18 protein-coding genes are annotated in these 18,288 nt (G+C 66.6%); 13 read left to right on the top strand and 5 right to left on the bottom strand.

The genetic code is table 11. The features are described from left to right. Positions 1 to 21 precede the first annotated feature (21 nt). Together JOF56_RS17490 and JOF56_RS17485 are read left to right on the top strand one after the other, a co-directional pair. Positions 22 to 1,047, top strand: coding sequence for a methyltransferase (locus tag JOF56_RS17490; protein ID WP_209639084.1), 1,026 nt, complete (start codon positions 22 to 24; stop codon positions 1,045 to 1,047). Beyond that, entirely contained in the window at positions 1,044 to 2,075 is a 1,032-nt protein-coding gene (locus JOF56_RS17485; protein ID WP_209639082.1) for a methyltransferase, read from the top strand. Before JOF56_RS17490 ends, JOF56_RS17485 begins: the two co-directional genes overlap by 4 nt. A gap of 11 nt (positions 2,076 to 2,086) precedes the next feature. Here the strand turns inward: JOF56_RS17485 and JOF56_RS17480 are convergent, their stop codons facing one another. The 3 genes from JOF56_RS17480 to JOF56_RS17470 form a co-directional block, all read right to left on the bottom strand. Further along, the gene (locus tag JOF56_RS17480) at positions 2,087 to 4,240 is read right to left on the bottom strand and encodes an MMPL family transporter (protein ID WP_209639080.1); all 2,154 of its coding nucleotides are present in this window, start codon (positions 4,238 to 4,240) and stop codon (positions 2,087 to 2,089) included. 77 nt (positions 4,241 to 4,317) lie between these two features. Next, complete coding sequence (locus JOF56_RS17475; RefSeq protein ID WP_209639078.1) at positions 4,318 to 4,974, bottom strand: response regulator transcription factor; 657 nt, start codon at positions 4,972 to 4,974, stop codon at positions 4,318 to 4,320. Further along, a complete protein-coding gene (locus tag JOF56_RS17470) occupies positions 4,971 to 6,185 on the bottom strand; it encodes a sensor histidine kinase (RefSeq protein ID WP_245378288.1) in 1,215 nt (404 codons plus the stop codon). Before JOF56_RS17470 ends, JOF56_RS17475 begins: the two co-directional genes overlap by 4 nt. A gap of 115 nt (positions 6,186 to 6,300) precedes the next feature. Here JOF56_RS17470 and JOF56_RS57985 point away from each other — a divergent pair, with 115 nt between their 5' ends. Genes JOF56_RS57985 through JOF56_RS17455 form a run of 3 tightly spaced genes read left to right on the top strand, consistent with a single transcriptional unit; the run spans position 6,301 to position 8,070 of the window. Further along, positions 6,301 to 6,666: a TcmI family type II polyketide cyclase gene (locus JOF56_RS57985; protein WP_281065447.1), complete on the top strand. Its 366-nt coding sequence runs from the start codon at positions 6,301 to 6,303 to the stop codon at positions 6,664 to 6,666. Positions 6,667 to 6,673: 7 nt separating this feature from the next. Next, positions 6,674 to 6,976: an antibiotic biosynthesis monooxygenase family protein gene (locus JOF56_RS17460; RefSeq protein ID WP_209639074.1), complete on the top strand. Its 303-nt coding sequence runs from the start codon at positions 6,674 to 6,676 to the stop codon at positions 6,974 to 6,976. After that, positions 6,976 to 8,070 (top strand): pyridoxal-phosphate-dependent aminotransferase family protein, encoded by a 1,095-nt coding sequence (locus JOF56_RS17455; protein WP_209639072.1) that lies wholly within the window; start codon positions 6,976 to 6,978, stop codon positions 8,068 to 8,070. Before JOF56_RS17460 ends, JOF56_RS17455 begins: the two co-directional genes overlap by 1 nt. Here JOF56_RS17455 and JOF56_RS17450 read toward each other — a convergent pair. Together JOF56_RS17450 and JOF56_RS17445 are read right to left on the bottom strand one after the other, a co-directional pair. Beyond that, entirely contained in the window at positions 8,067 to 8,732 is a 666-nt protein-coding gene (locus tag JOF56_RS17450) for a permease prefix domain 1-containing protein (RefSeq protein ID WP_209639070.1), read from the bottom strand. The genes JOF56_RS17455 and JOF56_RS17450 overlap by 4 nt on opposite strands. Beyond that, on the bottom strand, positions 8,729 to 9,058 hold the full coding sequence (locus JOF56_RS17445; protein WP_307855139.1) for a PadR family transcriptional regulator: 330 nt from the start codon (positions 9,056 to 9,058) through the stop codon (positions 8,729 to 8,731). Before JOF56_RS17445 ends, JOF56_RS17450 begins: the two co-directional genes overlap by 4 nt. Positions 9,059 to 9,145: 87 nt before the next feature. On the opposite strand from JOF56_RS17445, the gene JOF56_RS17440 reads away from it, so the two are divergent. From JOF56_RS17440 to JOF56_RS17405, 8 genes are all read left to right on the top strand, one after another. After that, on the top strand, positions 9,146 to 9,562 hold the full coding sequence (locus tag JOF56_RS17440) for a hypothetical protein (protein ID WP_209639068.1): 417 nt from the start codon (positions 9,146 to 9,148) through the stop codon (positions 9,560 to 9,562). Then, positions 9,559 to 11,055, top strand: coding sequence for a multicopper oxidase family protein (locus tag JOF56_RS17435; protein ID WP_209639067.1), 1,497 nt, complete (start codon positions 9,559 to 9,561; stop codon positions 11,053 to 11,055). The genes JOF56_RS17440 and JOF56_RS17435 overlap by 4 nt, the downstream gene beginning before the upstream one ends. Positions 11,056 to 11,123: 68 nt before the next feature. Further along, positions 11,124 to 11,738, top strand: coding sequence for a TetR/AcrR family transcriptional regulator (locus JOF56_RS17430; RefSeq protein WP_209639065.1), 615 nt, complete (start codon positions 11,124 to 11,126; stop codon positions 11,736 to 11,738). Further along, a complete protein-coding gene (locus JOF56_RS17425) occupies positions 11,735 to 12,157 on the top strand; it encodes a YkvA family protein (RefSeq protein ID WP_209639063.1) in 423 nt (140 codons plus the stop codon). The genes JOF56_RS17430 and JOF56_RS17425 overlap by 4 nt, the downstream gene beginning before the upstream one ends. Positions 12,158 to 12,327: 170 nt before the next feature. Continuing rightward, positions 12,328 to 13,713 carry a DNA-binding protein gene (locus JOF56_RS17420; RefSeq protein WP_209639061.1) on the top strand — a complete coding sequence of 462 codons (1,386 nt, stop codon included), beginning with the start codon at positions 12,328 to 12,330 and terminating at the stop codon, positions 13,711 to 13,713. 37 nt (positions 13,714 to 13,750) lie between these two features. Further along, a complete protein-coding gene (katG, locus tag JOF56_RS17415) occupies positions 13,751 to 15,922 on the top strand; it encodes a catalase/peroxidase HPI (RefSeq protein ID WP_209648310.1) in 2,172 nt (723 codons plus the stop codon). A gap of 173 nt (positions 15,923 to 16,095) precedes the next feature. Beyond that, positions 16,096 to 16,557: an MSMEG_3727 family PQQ-associated protein gene (locus tag JOF56_RS17410; RefSeq protein WP_209639059.1), complete on the top strand. Its 462-nt coding sequence runs from the start codon at positions 16,096 to 16,098 to the stop codon at positions 16,555 to 16,557. 15 nt (positions 16,558 to 16,572) lie between these two features. Next, a complete protein-coding gene (locus JOF56_RS17405; RefSeq protein ID WP_209639057.1) occupies positions 16,573 to 18,273 on the top strand; it encodes a PQQ-dependent dehydrogenase, methanol/ethanol family in 1,701 nt (566 codons plus the stop codon). Positions 18,274 to 18,288 lie beyond the last annotated feature (15 nt).

Raw genomic sequence — 18,288 nt, 5'->3', positions numbered from 1 at the left:
CACGAATCGAGACGAGGACGAATGTCCACTTCCGACTACGACGTCGACCCATCGCCCATCCACCACTTCGGCGACTTCTACTTCGCCTACAACGCGATGCTCGCGGGAATCGAAATAGGCCTGTTCGACCTGCTCGCAGGCGCGCCCGCCACCGCTGAGCAGATCGAGCAACGGCTCGGACTGCACCCGAGGCTGACCGGGGACTTCCTCGACTCCCTTGTGGCGATGGGATTCCTGGAGCGGGACGGCGAACAGTACACAAGCACCTCGTTGAGCGACCACTACCTGCGGTCCGGGTCACCGACCACGATCGTCCGGTATCTCAAAGGCGCGCAGTCACGGTGGCAGCGTCTGCCGGAGGCGTTGAAGACCGGCGAGCCGCTCGTCCGGGTGCCCACTCCCGGTGCGACCATGGACAACCTGCGTGAAGGCAAGGACGACTGGCGACTGTTCTTCGCTTGGGCCGACTACCTCGCCGAACTGCGCAACCGCTGGCTGGCCGGCGAGTTCGACTGGTCGGGGATCACCGATCTGGTGGATTTCGGCGGTGGCAACGGAAGCGCGGCCGCCTACATCGCTCGCGAGAACCCGCACATCCACGCCACTGTGTTCGACCTGCCGAACGCGAAGGTGCCGTTCGACGAGCGCATGGCAGAACTGGATATGACCGACAAAGTCAGCTTCCACGCGGGCGATTTCTTCGTCGACCCGCTGCCGGAGGCCGACGCCGTCCTGCTCGGCGGCATGCTCATCGACTGGAGTGAAGACCAGCGCGCCGACATGCTCCGGGCGGTGTACGACGCGTTGCGGCCGGGCGGGCTGGTGCTGTCCGGCAGCCACCTGATCGACGACGACCGCCGCGAGCACCTCGCGAGTATGACCGCAAGCCTGAACATCGCGCTGGTCTCCCAGCACGGCCGGGTGCCCAGGATCGGCGAAGGCATGTCGTGGCTGCAGCGTGGCGGTTTCCTCGATGTGCGGGCCCAGCCGCTCGGCGAGTTCGAGACCCTGCTCATCGGCCGCAAACCGCAGGGGTCGAGCCGATGACGGGAGTAGCGGACATCAACGGCCGGGACGCGATCTGGCGGCTGGGGATCTCCTTCTTCGGCTACCACGCCATGCTGACCGCGGCCGAACTGAACCTGTTCGACCTCGTGCATGACAAACCGGCCACCCGCGACGAGATCACGCAGTCGCTCGACCTGCATCCGCGGTTCACCGCGGATTTCCTCGACTCATTGGTCGCCATGGGGCTGCTGGCCAGGACGAACGAGCTGTACACGACCACTGCGCTGAGCGCCGAGTACTTCCGGACCGACTCGCCCACCAGTATCGTCCGGTTCTTCCTTGGCGCCCGGCGCCGGTGGGAGCGGCTGCCGGAGGCGTTGAAGACCGGTGAGTCGCAGGCGCTGCGCAAGCCGGGCAGCGACATGTTCACGGCCGCGCACCGCGGCGCGGAGGCCTGGCGTTCCCTGATGTCGTGGTTCGACTACCTCGGCGCGATGAAGAACAGCCAGCTGGCCAAGGACTTCGACTGGAGCGCGGTGACCGATCTGGTCGACGCGGGCGGCGGCAGCGGTACCGCGGCGGCACATGTCGTGCTGGAGAACCCGCATGTCCGGGCCACTGTGTTCGACCTGCCGCACGCCGAACCCGCGTTCGACGCACGGATGGCCGCACTCGGCGTGAACGGCCAGGTAACGTTCCGGCCAGGGGACTTCTTCACCGATCGCCTGCCGGAAGCCGACGCGATCCTGTTCAGCGCGGTGCTGCACGACTGGGACACCGGCCAGCGCGATGCCCTGCTGCGCAATGCCTTCGACGCGTTGCGCCCCGGCGGTGTCGTGCTGGTGACCAACCACATGATCGACGATGACCGCCGCGGCAAGTTGTCGAGCCTTCTGGTCAGTATCAACATGATGCTGGTGACGCCGGGCGGTCGTGGTTACACCACAGGCGAATGCCAGTCCTGGCTGCGTGACGCCGGCTTTGCCGACACCGGCGTCACACAGCTCGGTGAGTTCGAGACGCTGGTGACCGGGCGCAAGCCGGCCACCACGCCTCAGAACACGTGATCGCACCGCCGTCACCGCTGGGCTCGCTCACGCTCCTGGTCGAGCCTGCGGTGTACGGCGGTTTCCCGTGCCGAGATGAACAGGACCTTGCCGAGCCACTTCGGCATCCACCACGTCCGTTCTCCGGTCAGCGCCACCAGTGCGGGCACGAGCAACGCACGCAGAATGGTCGCGTCCAACAGGATTCCCGCGCCGAGGCCGGTCGCCGCGATCTTCAGATCCACCACGGGCAACGCGGCCAGCATGACGAACGCGAGGAACAGGATCAGTGCCGCACTGGTGACCAGTCTGCCGACCCTGCCAAGACCGGTCGAGATCGCCGCGTGGGTCGATCCGCTCACGTCGTATTCCTCCCGCATTCGTGAGAGCAGGAAGACCTCGTAGTCCATGGAAAGCCCGAACAGGAACGCGAGAACCACCAGCGGCACCCACAGCGCGATCGCGCCGGTCGCGTCGATCCCCCAGATCAGGCCCGAGCCATGGCCCTCCTGCCAGATCAGGACAAGCAGGCCGAACGCCGCGCCGATCGAGATCGCGTTGAGCACGATCGCCTGCAACGCCAGCAGAACGGAGCGGAACACCCTGGCCAGCAGGATGAATGTCAGCACCAGCACGACGATGATCATGATCGGCACCTGGTCGTAGAGTGCTTCGGCCGCATCGAGCGTCAACGCTCCACGCCCGCCGACCTGGACACCCGGAGGCAGTTCGGCCACCGCGTCCCGCACCAGCCGCACAGTGGTCTCACCATCGGGCGTGCTTGTTTCGGCCACGGGCAGAACTTCGACCAACGCCGTGCCGTCGCGGCGCCATTCGGGCAGGTCCGGGGCTGACGCCGTGAACACGCCGGGTACGTTGCCCAGCCGATTCGCCACTGATTGCGGGTCGGTTCCACGCGGCACGAGCACCTCGATCGGTGTCATCACGCCACGCGGAATGCCGTTGCTGTCCAGTCTCGCCAACGCCTCGCCCGCGGATCCGTTGGCGGGCAACGAGGACGACGGTGGATCGCCCAGTTTGATGGTGAACGCGGCGGCTGTGAGCGGCGCCAGGATGAGCAGGCCCACCACAAGCGCGATCACCGGGTGGCGGGTGACCACACCGGCCCACCGCGTCCAGACCTTGCCCACGCTTTCCGACTTGTGCAGCCGCGGCCATTCCAGGCGCATCCCTATGGTGCGGAGCAGAACCGGAACGAGCGTCAGCGTGACGACCGTGCTGACCAATGGAATCAGCATGCTGCCGTAGCCGATGCTGCGGATGTACGGCACCGGCAGGACCATCATCGTGCCGAGGCTGACAGCGACGGTGAGCCCACTGAACACCACGGTCCGGCCGGCCGTGCGCATAGCCCGGTGTATCGCCTCTTCCGGATCCGCGCCGGCCGAGCGTTCCTCCCGCCATCGCTTCACCAGCAACAACGAGTAGTCCACCGCGACACCGAGACCGATCAGGGCGACCAGGTACTGGATCGTGGAGTTGATGTCGGTGATCTGGGTCAGTCCCAGCACCATCAGGAACGTCACCAGGATCGACACCGCCGCGATGATCAACGGCAGCAGGGCGAGCAGCGAGCCGAACACCCAGGCCAGCACGATCAGCGCACCGAGCCCACCGATCAGCGTCTCCGCGACGACCCCGCCGCTTGCGCCGCCTTCGATCTGGTCCTCCAGCACGCCCAGCCCGGCGAGGTCCACTTTGGAGCCAGAGGGAAGGGCGCGTTGCAGCACGTCCGAGACGGTCTTTTCGATCTTGCCTTTCCCGCCCCAGCTGCCGGGCGGGAACGCGAGCGCGACCATCGTCGTGCCGTCGGACGAAACGAGGCGCCGGTCGCCGGTATCGGCGTACGACAACATCCGTATCCGGGCCGAAGCCGACAGTTCCGCCGCCGCGGATCTCAGGCCTTGGCTGACCGCCGGACTGTCGGCTGTCGTGCCACTGGGCAGGACGATCACCGGCGCCAACGGCTCGGTAGCCCCACCGTTGCCGTAAGTCCGGGTGATGGCGGCACTCGCCTGGTACGACGGCTCGTCAGGGAACGAGTAGTCGTCGACGAGCCGGTCCGGCACCACAGACGACGCCATCCCGCCGCCGATCGTCGCGGCAAGCCAGAACAGGATCACCATGAGCTTGTGCTTGAGGACAAACGTCGACAACCTTCGCATGACCGTCCACGCTAGGGACGGATGCGGTGGCTGACGTCCGCCTCACGACGTCGCCCACGTACTCCAGTTGTGGTAGTTCAGAGCCAGCCAGGCCGCACAAGTCCCACCTCGTAGGCCAGGATCACCAGCTGTGCACGCTCATGCGCGTCGGTCTTCGTCATGATCCGGCCGACATGGGTTTTCGCCGTCGCCGGGCTCATCCCCAGTTTCTCCGCGATCTGTGCGTTGGACAATCCCTCGCCGACCAGCGACAACACATCCCGCTCCCGCGCGGTGAGGCCGACGAGCCTGTCCGAGCCGCCCGACTCGCCACGTGTGAACTGCGCGATCAGCCTACGAGTGACCGAAGGCGCGAGCAGGCCGTCGCCACGGATCACGGTGCTCACCGCCCGGCGCAGCTCGTCCGGTTCAACGTCCTTGACCAGGAACCCGCTCGCGCCCGCGTGCAGCGCCTCGAAGACGTACTGGTCCATCGCGAACGTGGTCAGGATGATCACCCGGACGTCGCCGAGCGACTTGTCCGCGGTGATCTGTGCGGTCGCCTGCAACCCGTCCAGCACAGGCATCCGGATGTCCATCAACACCACATCGGGCCGGAACGCCTTGGTGGCCTGGACAGCTGCGGCGCCGTCCTGGGCCTCGGCCACCACCTCGATGTCGTCGCTGTTGTCCAGCAAGGCCCGCAGACCGGCCCGGACCAGCGGCTGGTCGTCGGCGATCAGCACCTGGATCATGGTGATTCGTCTCCGGTCGTGGGAGTGGGCAGCCAGGCATGTACTCGGAAGCCCGCACCGGCACGCCGTCCGGTGGTCAGCTCGCCGCCGATCGCGGTGGCCCGTTCGGCCATGCTCAGCAGCCCGAAGCCCGGCCGGTTGGGCGCTTGTCCTCCTGCGGCAGGACTTGCGCGGCCATCGTCTTCGATCACCAGCTCGATGCCATCGGGCCGATAGTCCACACCGACACGCACGCACGACGCCTGAGCATGCCGCAGGGCGTTCGTCAGGGATTCCTGCACGATCCGGTACGCGGTCAGGTCGACCACCGCGGGCAGCGGCCGTGGTTCCCCGCTGACCATGAGATCCGCGGGCAGACCTGCGTCCATTGTAGACGCAATGAGATCGTCGAGTTGTGCGAGGCCGCTCGGCGGATTGCGTGGGCCCGAAGGGTCTCCCGTGTCCCGCAGGACCCCGATGGTGGCCCGTAGTTCCGACAGCGCTTCCTTGCTGGCCTTGCGGATCGTGGTCATCGCCGTATAAGCCTGCTCAGGGCAGTCCGGGTAGTCCTTCATCGACTCGGCGGCGACGCTCGCCTGGATCGCGATGACCGAGATGGTGTGCGACGTGATGTCGTGGATCTCGCGTGCGATCCGCATCCGCTCCTCACCGGCTCGCCGGTGGGCTTCCTCTTCCCTGGACTTCTCCGCCGCGAGCATGCGCCGTTCGATCTCCGCGAGGTACCTGCGCCGGACGCGGGCGTTCTCGCCCAGGACGACGACCGCGAGCATGATCAGCACCCACACCAGAACCGCCGCGGCGGAGCGTTCGTTGGTGAGCACCTCGGGGATCAGCTCGACGATCGGGTATCCGGCCAGCACCCCGGCAACGCCGAACGCCAGCAACCGATCACCGCGACCGCCGGCGGAGACCACCGTGTACGTCGCGATCAACGCAGCCAATGGCGCGGGCCCATAAGGGTAGCCAAGCACGTGGTACGTCAACGCCGCGCCCAACGTCACCAACAAGGTCATGGCCGGATGCCGGTGGCGCAGGGCCAAGGCGAGTGCCGCGGCGCCGAGTAACAGGTACGCGATGCCGTCGAGCGGTGTGCGGTCTGGCTGCCTGCTGGCCGCGAGTACGGAGCCGACCACCCCGATCACGCCGACGCACAACACCAAAGCGACCTCAGCGGCCGCGCTGCGCACTGCCGTCGGAGCTCTCCCGCCCATCTGGCCAGGGTACAACGGCCTGTCCGCGTGCGATCTCCAATCATCGCCGACATTTCCTCGAAGGCCGGCAGGCAGGATCTCCCAGCAGGATTCGCCGCTCTGTGAGGAGAAGCCCTTGACACACCGCACACTGATCGTGGCGAGAATGGACCCGGACAACGTGGAGAACGTCGCCGGTGCGTTCCGCGCATCGGATTCGACGGAACTGCCGCACATGATCGGCGTCACCCGCCGGACCCTGCTGCGGTTCCACGGTCTCTACTTCCATCTCGTCGAGGCGGAGGACGACATTTCCGAGCGGCTGTACCGTGCTCGTTCCCACTCCCGCTACCAGGAACTGAACACGGAACTGGCGCGCTACATCCGGCCGTACGATCCCGGTTGGAAAGAGCCGAAGGACGCCATGGCGCAGCCGTTCTATTCATGGACGGCCGACAACGCGGCTCACGCGCGCTCATGTTCCTCGTGCGATTGCCGGTGACCCGGAGATGTTCCGAGTGATCCTTCGTATCGACGTCAAACCCGGGTCGGCGCAGGAATTCGAAGCCGTGTGGCGAAAGATGGCCGGCACCGTGTCCCTGCGGCCGGAGAACCTGGACCAGTGGCTGCTGCGCGGCACCGAGGACGACACGGCGTATTTCGTCGTCACCGATTGGACCGACGAGGCTTCGTTCCGCGAATTCGAGCACAGTGCCGAACACCTGGGCCATCGGGCAGCACTGGCCCCGTTCCGGCGCGGCGGCTGGATGGAGACAACCCAGGTAGCCGAGCACGTCACGGGGACACGCTGATGGACGACGAACTGATCCTGCTCAACCCCGGCCCCGCGGGGACGTCCAAGCGAGTCCGCGACGCGCTGCTGCGTGGCGACATGTGCCACCGCGAGCCCGAATTCACCTCATTGCTCAATCGAATCCGGGAAAACCTGCCGCACGGCCTCGGTCTTGGTGACACGCACGAATCGATTGTCGTGACTGGTTCCGGGACCGCGGCCATGGAGATGGCCGTCATCGGCTCCGTGCGCGCCGGACGCTCGGCGTTGATGGTGAACAACGGGGTTTACGGCGAGCGCATGGTGAAAGTCGCTGCCGCGCACGGCATCAGCGTGCACGAGGTCGCCGGTTCGTGGAACCAGCCGATCGATCCCGAAGCGGTCTGTGCCGAGCTCGCCGCCCACGACGATGTCGACGCTGTCGTGTGTGTCCAGCACGAAACCACTACCGGGCTGATGAATCCGGTCGCCGAACTGGGTGCATTGGTCGCGAAGACCGCCGCGGTCTTCGTGGTGGACGCCACCAGCAGCCTGGCGATCGAGGATCCGCAACCGGCGGGCATCTCGGCCGACATCATCTGTGGCTCCGCCAGCAAAGGGCTGCACGGCTTCCCGGGCGTCGCTTTCCTGCTGTGCAGCGCGAAAGGGCTGGCCAGAATCGAAGCGGCGCCACCGCGATCGGTATACCTGAGCCCGGCTGCCTATCTCGCGCCACAGCGCAAGGGCGAAGTCCCGTTCACCCCGGCCGTGCAGATCCTGTACGCGCTGGACGAAGCACTGGCCGAGCTCGCCGAAACCGGCGGCCCATCCGCGCGAATCCAGCTGTATCGGGAACGTGCGGCCTTGGTCAGGGCGCAGTTCACGCGAGTCGGTCTGTCCACATTGGTCGATGAGCGACATCGATCGAACAGCGTCACGTTGCTGCGCCTGCCGCTCGGGGTGTCCTACAAGGCCTTGCATGCGCAGCTCCGGCACCGCGGATATGTCAGCTATGCCGCGCAGGGCAAACTCGCCGCGGACTTCTTCCGGATCTGCACGTTGGGCGAAATCCCCTGGCACAGACTGGAAGAACTCGAGGACGCGCTCGCGGCCTCGATCAGCGCGGCGCGTTAGTACACGGTTTGGGCGCGGCGGAGTGCTGTGCTGAAGCGGACTTGGCGGCAGGCTTCGACGAAAGCACAACTTGTCATAATCGGCATGACGAGGACAAGGTAGACCGCCGGCTGGCTGATCAGGTCGGTGCCGATCGTGGCCGGCAGCACGATCATCGCCAGCAGCGTCATGGCCAGTGTTGCGACGCAACTCCATGCCAGTGGGCCGACCCACCGATGGGCGGAGTTCATCCCGATGGTGGTGAGCAGTGTCGCAGTGAACAGCAGGCAGGCCGAGGGGGCGTACTGCACCGTGAACGTGCTCAGGTTGAACAGGGTGCGGGCGAGATCGCTCGTCGGCGCGGCCACGGGCCTGCCGATGGCCACCATGTATGTCAGCCAGCCGGCCAGAGCCGACAGCAACAACACCAGAATCCGGCGACCACCCACTTTGGTGTCACGCAGGACGGTTTCCGGGGAGTGCGCGACCGCGACTTCCCTTGCCGTGCCGAACTCCTGGACGGCCGCGTGTTGTGCTGCAGTGATGGACAGACCGCGCCGATGGTACGTGTCCGCGGCGCAGCGCAGGCCTTCGCGCAGCTCATCGAGGACATCGCGGCGCGCGGCACGGCTGCCGATCAGGAGGCGGTCCACGTCAGCGAGGTAGCCGTCGATCGCGTTCATGGGGTGCCGCCCGCGGTCAATACCCGGCTGATCAGGCGCGAGAAGGTATTCCAGTTGTCCCGTTGCGCTGCCAGGTCTTTGCGCCCGGTGGTGGTCAGTGCGTAGATCCTTCTCTTGCGTCCGGCACCTTCCGACCATGTGCCGGCGATCAGGCCTCGTCGCTCAAGCCGGTGTAGTACGGGGTAGATCGTGCCGGCGGGCAGCTCGAGCGCGCCGCTGCTGTGCTCACGCAGGGCCGTGATCACCGCGTAGCCGTGTAGCGGACCTGCTTCGAGCATGGCGAGGATCAGCCCGTCGAGGTGGCCTTTCAGCTCCTGAGGTCCCACTGGGGCAGGGTATCCCGAAATATATCGCAATGCGATATATAGCAATGCTAGTGTTGGGTGATCCGAGAGAGCGAGGGGGGAAATCGCATGTCGGTCGCTGATACCGCCGTTGCGGTGAAGAAACCGCGCGTCACGCTGTGGGTGCTGCGAGTGCTCGTCACCGGTGTCGCGGCGATGATGGCAGCGCAGCCGATCCTCGCGGGGATGTACTTGTCCGGCGATTTCGACGCTCTCGACGTGCACGGCGAGATCGGCACAGCATGGCTCGGCGGCGGATCGATCTTCCAGCTCGTCGCGGCCATCGTCTACACGTGGGCCGGCCGCGGGTCCTTCCTGCCACCCGTCGTGGGCGTGGCGGTGCTGGCGTTGGTGGTGGTGCAGTCGGACCTGGGCACCAACCGTATGGTCGGCTGGCACATCCCAGTCGGTGTCAGCCTTGTCCTGACCCAGATCCTGTTCGCCATCTGGGTGTACAAGTCCGCGGCCGGACGGGCACGCCGATGAACTCGTCACGTCGAACGTTCCTCACGATGCTGGCGGGCGGTGCGGTCACGATCGGGGCGACCGGGTGTGGCATCGACCTGCGCCCCGGCCAGACCGGGGAGCTGGTGCGCAGCCGGATTCCCCTGCCACAACCGTTTGGCGTTCCGCTACCGATCCCCGCGGTGAAGAAGCCCGTGCGGTCCGACGCGAACGCCGACTACTACGAGATCGTGCAACGCGAGGCGTCGGTGGAGATCCTGCCGGGTGTCCAGACGCGGATCTTCGGCTACGACGGCACTTTCCCCGGCCCGACCATCGTGTCCCGCAGCGGAAGACGCAGCGTTGTCCGGCACCGCAACCAGTTGTCCGTCCCGGTCACTGTCCACTTGCACGGCGGGCACACCCCACCGGAGCACGACGGATACCCGACTGACCTGTTGCCCGCGGGGACCGGGACGCACGACTACGACTATCCGATGCGCCAGCGAGCGTCGACCTTGTGGTACCACGACCACCGGATGGACTTCACCGGACCGCAGGTGTACCGGGGACTGGCGGGTTTTCACCTCGTGCACGACGACGAGGACGACGCCTTGCCGTTGCCGAAGGACAACCGGGACATCCCACTGATGATCGTCGATCGCGCGTTCGAAGACGACGGCTCGTTCGCCTACCCGACTGACCTGTTGCCCGCGGGGACCGGAATGCACGGCGTGCAGCAGGACTTCATGGAAGGCGTGCTCGGTGACGTCATCCTCGTCAACGGGGCGCCATGGCCGTCGCTCGAAGTCGACGCGGTCCGATACCGATTCCGGATCGTCAACGCATCCAACGCCCGCCGCTACGAACTCGCCCTCGACCCCGGGATGCCGCTCATCCAGATCGGCAGTGACGGCGGCCTGCTCGCCGCGCCGGTCACCCACCAGACCCTGGTCATCGCACCGGGTGAACGCTTCGACGTCGTGGTGGACTTCTCCGGCGTCGCACCCGGCACCCAGGTGACGATGGTCAACCGCCTCGGCGATTGCGACACCACCTCCCATGTGATGCGTTTCGTGGTCGCCCGCCAGGCGAAGGACGAAAGTACTGTGCCATCAAGGCTTTCCGACGTACCCAAGATCGATCCGGCGCAGGCGGTCCGGACCCGCGAATGGCGGTTCGAACGCAAGTTCCTCGACAAGCACGGCATGGAAGGCTGGGCGGTGAACGGACAGGCGTTCGACCCGGAGTCGACCGGCGCCACGATCAACCGGGGGCAGCTGGAGATCTGGCGGTTCAGCACCGATCTGCACCACCCGATCCACGTCCACCTCGCCCCTTTCCAGGTGGTCGGTCGCAGCGGCCACAAACCCGGCCCGTACGACGCGGGCTGGAAGGACACAGTGGACATCCGCCCAGCCGAGTTCGTCGACGTGGCAGTGCGATTCGAGGCCTTCTCCGGCCGATACCTCATACACTGCCACAACCTCGAGCACGAGGACATGGCCATGATGGCCAACTTCCACGTGACCTGAACCCAGGCACTATTAAGGCTACAGATGTAGGTTTATCGACGACTGTGCGGGAATGTACGCTCGGAGCTATGGCCACGACCGAGAGCAGTAGTGCCGCTCCTGTCGATCGGCGCGTGCGGCGCACCCGGGCGACACTGCAGCGTGCCCTGATCGATCTCGTCGAGGAGCGGGACCTGTCGCAGATCAGCGTCGCCGACGTCGTCGAGGCGGCCGAGGTGAGCCGGTCGACGTTCTACGATCACTATCGGGACGTGCATGAGCTGGCCGAGGCCGCCAGCACGTCGATGATCGACGACCTGATCGGGGTCGTTGTCGATCTCGATGCCACCCGCGACCAGCCGTCCGAGTCCTCCAAGGACCCGGACCCGACGCTGACGGCCTTCTTCACGCATTTCGCCGAGCACGCGGGCCTCTACCGCAGCCTGCTAGGGCCGACGGGAAGCGCACGCGTCATCGAGCATGTGCGCCGCCGCTCCACGGCAGCCGCCCATGTCTCCCATTACCTGACGCCGACGGACGACGAGGCCGACGCGCACGACGTTCCCGCGGCGTTCGTCGCCGGGGCACTCATCGGTGTGGCGACAGACTGGCTGCAGCGCGGGTGCCCGCGAACGCCGCTCGAGATGACCATCCTGACCAAGCCGCTCCTGGTCGCCCTGTCAGCCGACGCCGGCACACCGTGACTGGGTCGTTCTGGTGGGATCTGGTTCTCGGCATCGCCGGGGCGCTCTTGCTGGTCTGGGTCGCCCTGGTTGTTGTGCTGCTTGTCGCCTGCCCGCGCGGTGGGCTGCTTCGGGAGGCTCTGCGGGTACTGCCTGATGTGCTGCGCCTGGTTCGGCGACTTGCCGCGGACAAGACGTTGCCGCGGGGTGTACGCATCCGGCTGGGGTTGCTGCTGGCTTACCTGGCTATTCCGATCGATCTGATTCCCGACTTCATTCCTGTGCTGGGCTACGCCGATGACGCCATCATCGTCACCGCCGTGCTGCGAGGTGTTGTCCGGCGCGCCGGCATTGACGCTGTGCGCGCACACTGGCCGGGCACTGACGACGGCTTCGCCGCTGTGACTCGGCTGACCGGGCTCGACCGCGCGAACCCATGATCATCGTTTGTCCACTATGGACATAAAGGTTTCCGGTGGACCTTTGACCCGAAGAGGGGGTGCGCCGCCCAGCCATCGCCCCTAGTGTGGAAAGCGCCGGTCTGCGATACAGCCTGGAATTTTTCGGCAGAACAGGGAGATGCGCGACGAGGCAAGGGCGGTTCGCCACGATGAGGGATGCACATCGGCTTGAGCCCAACCAGGGCAACGGTTCCGTTCTCGCGGCCTGGGAACGGTTCGTGCAGGGCGAGGATCTTCTTCCGGGTGTCCGGCCGCTGGTGGCCATCTCCTGGCATCGCTGCCGGGAGCAGTATCGGGTCGATCCGCTGCTCACCGAGGCCCCGATCGCCGTCGCGGAGCTCGATCGCACGCCTGAGCACGATGTCGTGTTCGCCGAGCTGGGCTTTCGCGCCGCGTCCGTGGCGCATGAGGTGGGCAATCTCGGCGGGGTCGTCACCATTGCCGATGCCACCGGCCGGATTCTGGCCGAGTGGGGTGACCAGGCCACACTCGCCAAAGCCAGCGACTCCAACCTGGTGCCGTGGTTCTGCTGGTCGGAGTGCGCGGCCGGGACCAACGGCATGGGCACGGCGCTCGAGGCGCACGGCCCTGTGCTGATCAGGGGCGCGGAGCACTGGTGCCAGGCGTTCCACAACTGGGTCTGTGCGGGCGTCTCGGTGCGTGACGTGGTGACCCGGGAGCCGATCGCGGTCCTGAACATCTCCTGCTGGCGAAGCCAGCTCCCTGCCTCCGCGGGCGGCTGGCTGGCGAACGCGGTCACCAAGACCCAGCACACGCTGAAAAGACGTGCCCGGGACAGCGGCTCCGAGTTGGTCGCGGCCTACACCCAGGCCAGGGCACGCTCCACCGCGGCGCTCGCCGCGGTGGACACCGGGGGCAAGGTCGTGATCGCCGACGACATGGCAAGCGTGCTCCTGGGCGTCCCGGCATCCACCCCGGCGGTCGACCCCACGCTGCGATGGAACTCCAGGCTGCCGGAACTGATCGCGGCCGCCCGGTATGCCAGCAGGCAGGCGGCCCGCGATCCCGGCTGGGTCGGCTCGACGCAGATCTTCACGCACCTCGCCGACGAGCCGACGTCGATCAGCATCCGGCCCGTCTTCTCAGCCGGGCACCTGATCGGGAACCTGGTCTCGTTCGGTGCTTCCGAAGGGGCGCAGGTGCCCCAGGCTGAGGGAACCGCGCACCCGGGGGTGCGGCCGCGCCGGCTGGTCGCGATGCGCGACAACCGGATGGTGCTGCTTCGGTTGGCGGAGGTCTTCTTCGCCGAGTCACAGGGAAACGACGTGTGGCTCGCCACTGATCAGGGGCGACTACGCGCCGCCTCCGCGAGCCTGGACAAACTCGGCAGCGAGCTGGCGGACGCCGGCTTCCTGCGGGTGCACCGCAGATATGTGGTCAACCTCAGCCGGATCCGGGAAGTCGAGCGCGGGGTGAAGGGCGAGCTGTCTCTGGTCATGGACGACCGGGCCAACGAGATGGTGCCGGTTTCCCGGCGGAACGCACCGGCCGTGCGTCGCGCGCTCGACATCTGAAAACCCCTGTCCCGGAAGGATTCCCGTGTCTGACAGCATGAACGCCGGGCCTGCGGGCGGCCTCGGCCTCTCCGGGACGGCCGGGCAGCGCAGTCGTCCGATCCAGGGTGCGAGCAACCGCGACTGGTGGCCGAACCAGCTCGACCTGTCGATCCTCCGCAAACACCTTCCCGCAGCCGACCCCATGGGCAAGGACTTCGACTACGCCGCGGAGTTCGAGACCGTGGACCTCAACGTCCTGGCCGCCGACATCGACGCGGTGCTGACGACCTCGCAAGAGTGGTGGCCGGCCGACTTCGGCCACTACGGGCCGCTCGTGATCCGGATGGTGTGGCATTGTGCTGGGACGTACCGCATAGACGACGGCCGAGGCGGCCCGGCCACCGGCATGCAGCGTTTCGCGCCGTTGAACAGCTGGCCGGACAATCGCAACCTCGACAAGGCGCGACGGCTGCTCTGGCCGGTGAAACGCAAGTACGGGCGCAGGATCTCCTGGGCCGACCTGATGGTCTTCGCGGGCAACCGCGCGCTGGAGACGATGGGCTTCAGGACTTTCGGTTTCGCCGGCGGCCGCGTGGACGTCTGGGAGCCCGACGACGTCTACTGGGGTCCCGAGCGGGCCTGGCTCGGCGACGAACGCCACGGCGGCGTCCGGGATCTGCGCAATCCGCTTGCCGCTGTCCAAATGGGACTGATCTACGTCAACCCGGAGGGCCCGAACACCGTCCCGGACCCGCTGACCGCGGCCCGGGACATCCGCGAAACGTTCCGGCGGATGGGGATGAACGACGAGGAGACCGTCGCGCTGATCGCGGGCGGGCACACGTTCGGCAAAACGCACGGCGTGGCCGACCCGGACTCCCACCTCGGGCCCGAACCCGAGGACGCTCCCCTTGAGGAGCAGGGCCTGGGCTGGAAGATCAGCTACGGCACCGGAAAGGGCACCGACACCATCACCAGCGGGCTCGAGGGTACGTGGACACCCACCCCGACGACGTGGGACAACAGCTTCCTCGAGACCCTGTTCGGCTACGAATGGGACCTGGTGCTGAGCCCTGCCGGTCTGTGGCAGTGGATCCCGGCAGACGGCGGCGGGGCCGGCACCGTGCCGGACGCCCACAACCCGTCGAAGACTCATGCCCCGACGATTCTGACGACCGACCTCTCGCTGCGGTTCGACCCGGCCTACGAGCAGATCTCCAGGCGTTTCCTGGAGAACCCTGACCAGCTCGCAGACGCTTTCGCCCGGGTCTGGTTCAAGCTGACACACCTGGACATGGGCCCGATCCAGCGCTACCTCGGCCCCCTGGTGCCTGAGGAGAAGCTGCTCTGGCAGGACCCGATCCCCGCAGTGGACCACGAACTCATTGGGGCGGAGGACATCGCCGCGCTCAAGAGCCAGATCCTCGCCTCGGGCCTGCCGATCTCCCGGCTCGTCGCCACGGCGTGGGCGTCGGCCTCGACGTTCCGCATCAGCGACAAGCGCGGTGGCGCGAACGGAGCACGTATCCGTCTGGAGCCTCAGCGGAGCTGGGAGGTCAACGAACCAGACGCGCTGGCACACGTACTGCGTACCCTGGAAGGCATTCAGAAGTCCTTCAAAGGCAAGAAGGTCTCGCTGGCGGACCTGATCGTGCTCGGCGGATGTGCCGCGATCGAGCAGGCCGCCGGTCACGAAATCGAGGTCCCCTTCACCCCAGGGCGGATGGACACGTCGCAGGAATGGACCGACGTGACGTCCTTCGCCTCGCTTGAGCCGAAAGCCGACGGATTCCGCAACCACCGAGGGAGGGGAAACCGGCTGCCGTCGGAGTATCTGCTGATCGACCGTGCGAACCTGCTCAACCTCAGCGCGCCCGAGATGACCGTCCTCGTCGGCGGGCTGCGTGTCCTCGGCGCCAACTACAAGCAGTCCTCGCTGGGCGTCTTCACCGCTACGCCTGGGGCACTGACCAACGACTTCTTCGTGAACCTGCTCGACCAGAGCACGGAGTGGACGCCGGCGAACGGCGGTGGATTCGAGGGACGCGACCGCGTCACGGGTGAGGTCAAGTGGACCGGCAGCCGTGTCGATCTTGTCTTCGGCTCGGACTCCGAACTGCGTGCCGTCGCAGAGGTCTACGCGAGCGACGACGCGCGGGAGAAGTTCGTGCAGGACTTCGTGGCCGCGTGGGACAAGGTCATGAACCTGGACCGGTACGAGCGGTAGCTGATCAGGTACGAACGGTGGCCACTCCGGGGCGAACGGCACGTCTCTTGTCGGTGTGATCCACCCGGCGTAGCGTGCTTTTCGACCGCCGATTTCCCCCCTTTTCGCTGTGGTCGAGCCGGCGAGCCGCAAGACAATTCGAAGGATGTTTCTCCGGAAGGAGTGAAAACCCGATGACGACCGCGCAGGAGCGATCCGACCTGCTCAACAAGCTGGGGCTGGACGCACAGAACAAAGCAGCGCTTGGTCGAGTACTGGGAACCGGGAACATTGGACAGGCCTCCGAGGGATCGGATGGCCGTATGCACGCCACAATTCGCATCAACCCGGATGAGCTGGCCTGGGATCCGTCCATTCTGGTCATGCCACACGGTGGCGATATCGAACTCGAACTGATCAATGACGACCTCAACACGCACTGCGCGCTCCTGCCGAGCAATGGCGACCGGAAGTTCATCTGGCTGGTGAACCACTCGAAAGGACGGGCGAGTCTCAATCTCGACGGGCCGGGCTACTACTGGTTCAGCTCGCCCACCGGAAATGACGAGGGCCGGGGGCTGACCGGCGCCATCGTCGTGCTCGGGGACGCTCCGCCGGAGGCCCGCCTCGACCGTCCCGAACAGCCGCGGCCATAGGAAGGAGCAGGCACGATGACCGTCGAGTACGTGGACGCGGGCGAGGCTATCGACCAGGGAAAACTGAGCGGCAAGGTCGCGGGCGGGGAGATCGCGCCGCCGGTGGTGGCCGGCGTCGACTACGAGCGCATCCTCAAGGCCCGTGAGGAGCCGCAGAACTGGCTCACCTACTACGGCGCCTACAACGGGCAGCGGTTCAGCCCGCTGGACCAGATCAACACCGAGAACGTCAATCGCATCGGCCCCGCGTGGATCTTCCAGGCCGGCACGACCGGCCTGATCGCGGGTGCGTCGACCTACTCGTTCGAGGCCGCCCCGATCGTCGTCGACGGGGTCATGTTCCTGTCCGGCTGGGACGGCTGGGTCTGGGCCCTCGACGCGAAGACGGGCGTGGAGATCTGGCGGTACAAGCACGCGGTTCCGTTCGACGTGTCCCTGTGCTGCGGGAACGTGAACCGTGGGGTTGCCGTGGCGCAAGGGAAGGTCTTTTTCGTTACGGCGAATGCCCGTGTGCTCGCGCTCGACGCGACCACCGGCAAACGGGTCTGGGACCGGACCTACGGGGACGTCCGGGCCGGTGAGAGCGCCACGGTCGCACCGCTGGTCGTGAAGAACATGGTCATCGTCGGGAGTTCCGGCGGCGAGTTCGGCGTACGCGGCCACCTCGACGCGTTCGACCTGGAAACCGGCGAACCCCAGTGGCGCTGCTACATGGTGCCCAAGCCCGGCGAGCCCGGCTCGGAGACCTGGCCCGCCGACGGCGAGGCCTGGGCCCGTGGCGGGGCGAACTGCTGGCTCACCAGCACGTTCGATCCGGAGACGAACCTGCTGTACGTCGGTACCGGCAACCCGGCGCCCGACTTCGACGGAGGTGTCCGCGAGGGCGACAACCTCTTCACCGACAGCATCGTCGCCGTCGACGTGGACAGCGGCCAGATCCGCTGGCACTACCAGTGCACCCCGCACGACCTGTGGGACTACGACAGCATCGCCGAGTGCATCCTGTTCGAGCAGGGCGACCGCAAACTGCTCGGGCACTTCGACAAGAACGGCTACTTCTTCGTCCTGGATCGCACGGACGGCTCGCTGGTGCAGATCACTCCCTTCGTGGACCGCATCACGTGGGGCGCGATCACCAGGGACGGCAAGGTGACGGCCAAGATCTATCCGGACAAGGAGGGCGAACCGGTCCACTTCTACCCGGGCCCGGCCGGCGCCAAGGAATGGACCCACGCGGCCTACAGCCCGAAGACGGAACTCTTCTACGTCCCGGTCCAGGACACCGGTGCCACGGCCACCCGGCGGCGCCGGGAGTTCAAGGAGAGTATTCCGTACTGGGGCGCGGGCGTTCAGGTGGACATCGAGGACATGGCGGGGTCCATCAGCGCGTTCGACGCCAACGGCGAGGAGAAGTGGCGCTGGCGCAACGAACTCCCGATGTGCGCCTCGGTGCTGGCCACCGGCGGTGACCTGGTGTTCGCCGGTGAACCGTCCGGGGAGTTCAACGCCCTCGACGCCCGCACCGGCCAGCTGCTGTGGCAGTTCCAGTGCGGAAGCGGCCACCACAGCAGCCCGACCACCTACATGGTCGACGGCAGGCAGTACATCGCCGTGCCGGTCGGCTGGGGCGGATGGGCCGAGGGATTCCTGCCCGGCATGCTCGGCGCCGGCCACGGCAGCGCGCTGATCGTGTTCGCTCTCCCGGAGACGCCGTAGTTCCCGAGAAGAGGT

The organism is Kibdelosporangium banguiense, assembly GCF_017876405.1.
Taxonomy (GTDB): Bacteria; Actinomycetota; Actinomycetes; order Mycobacteriales; family Pseudonocardiaceae; genus Kibdelosporangium; species Kibdelosporangium banguiense.
The sequence above is the reverse complement of the archived record's forward strand: the minus strand, read 5'-3'. Positions and strand labels throughout refer to the sequence as shown.

What these genes read in the sequence shown, in the direction of transcription:
- JOF56_RS17475 (WP_209639078.1), bottom strand. Translation starts at nt 4,974, where the DNA reads ATGATCCAGGTGCTGATCGCCGACGACCAGCCGCTGGTCCGGGCCGGT.
- JOF56_RS17440 (WP_209639068.1), top strand. Translation starts at nt 9,146, where the DNA reads ATGTCGGTCGCTGATACCGCCGTTGCGGTGAAGAAACCGCGCGTCACG.
- JOF56_RS17435 (WP_209639067.1), top strand. Translation starts at nt 9,559, where the DNA reads ATGAACTCGTCACGTCGAACGTTCCTCACGATGCTGGCGGGCGGTGCG.
- JOF56_RS17480 (WP_209639080.1), bottom strand. Translation starts at nt 4,240, where the DNA reads ATGCGAAGGTTGTCGACGTTTGTCCTCAAGCACAAGCTCATGGTGATC.
- JOF56_RS17450 (WP_209639070.1), bottom strand. Translation starts at nt 8,732, where the DNA reads ATGAACGCGATCGACGGCTACCTCGCTGACGTGGACCGCCTCCTGATC.
- katG (WP_209648310.1), top strand. Translation starts at nt 13,751, where the DNA reads ATGAACGCCGGGCCTGCGGGCGGCCTCGGCCTCTCCGGGACGGCCGGG.
- JOF56_RS17410 (WP_209639059.1), top strand. Translation starts at nt 16,096, where the DNA reads ATGACGACCGCGCAGGAGCGATCCGACCTGCTCAACAAGCTGGGGCTG.
- JOF56_RS17420 (WP_209639061.1), top strand. Translation starts at nt 12,328, where the DNA reads ATGAGGGATGCACATCGGCTTGAGCCCAACCAGGGCAACGGTTCCGTT.
- JOF56_RS17485 (WP_209639082.1), top strand. Translation starts at nt 1,044, where the DNA reads ATGACGGGAGTAGCGGACATCAACGGCCGGGACGCGATCTGGCGGCTG.
- JOF56_RS17455 (WP_209639072.1), top strand. Translation starts at nt 6,976, where the DNA reads ATGGACGACGAACTGATCCTGCTCAACCCCGGCCCCGCGGGGACGTCC.
- JOF56_RS17430 (WP_209639065.1), top strand. Translation starts at nt 11,124, where the DNA reads ATGGCCACGACCGAGAGCAGTAGTGCCGCTCCTGTCGATCGGCGCGTG.
- JOF56_RS17490 (WP_209639084.1), top strand. Translation starts at nt 22, where the DNA reads ATGTCCACTTCCGACTACGACGTCGACCCATCGCCCATCCACCACTTC.
- JOF56_RS17460 (WP_209639074.1), top strand. Translation starts at nt 6,674, where the DNA reads ATGTTCCGAGTGATCCTTCGTATCGACGTCAAACCCGGGTCGGCGCAG.
- JOF56_RS17470 (WP_245378288.1), bottom strand. Translation starts at nt 6,185, where the DNA reads ATGGGCGGGAGAGCTCCGACGGCAGTGCGCAGCGCGGCCGCTGAGGTC.
- JOF56_RS17405 (WP_209639057.1), top strand. Translation starts at nt 16,573, where the DNA reads ATGACCGTCGAGTACGTGGACGCGGGCGAGGCTATCGACCAGGGAAAA.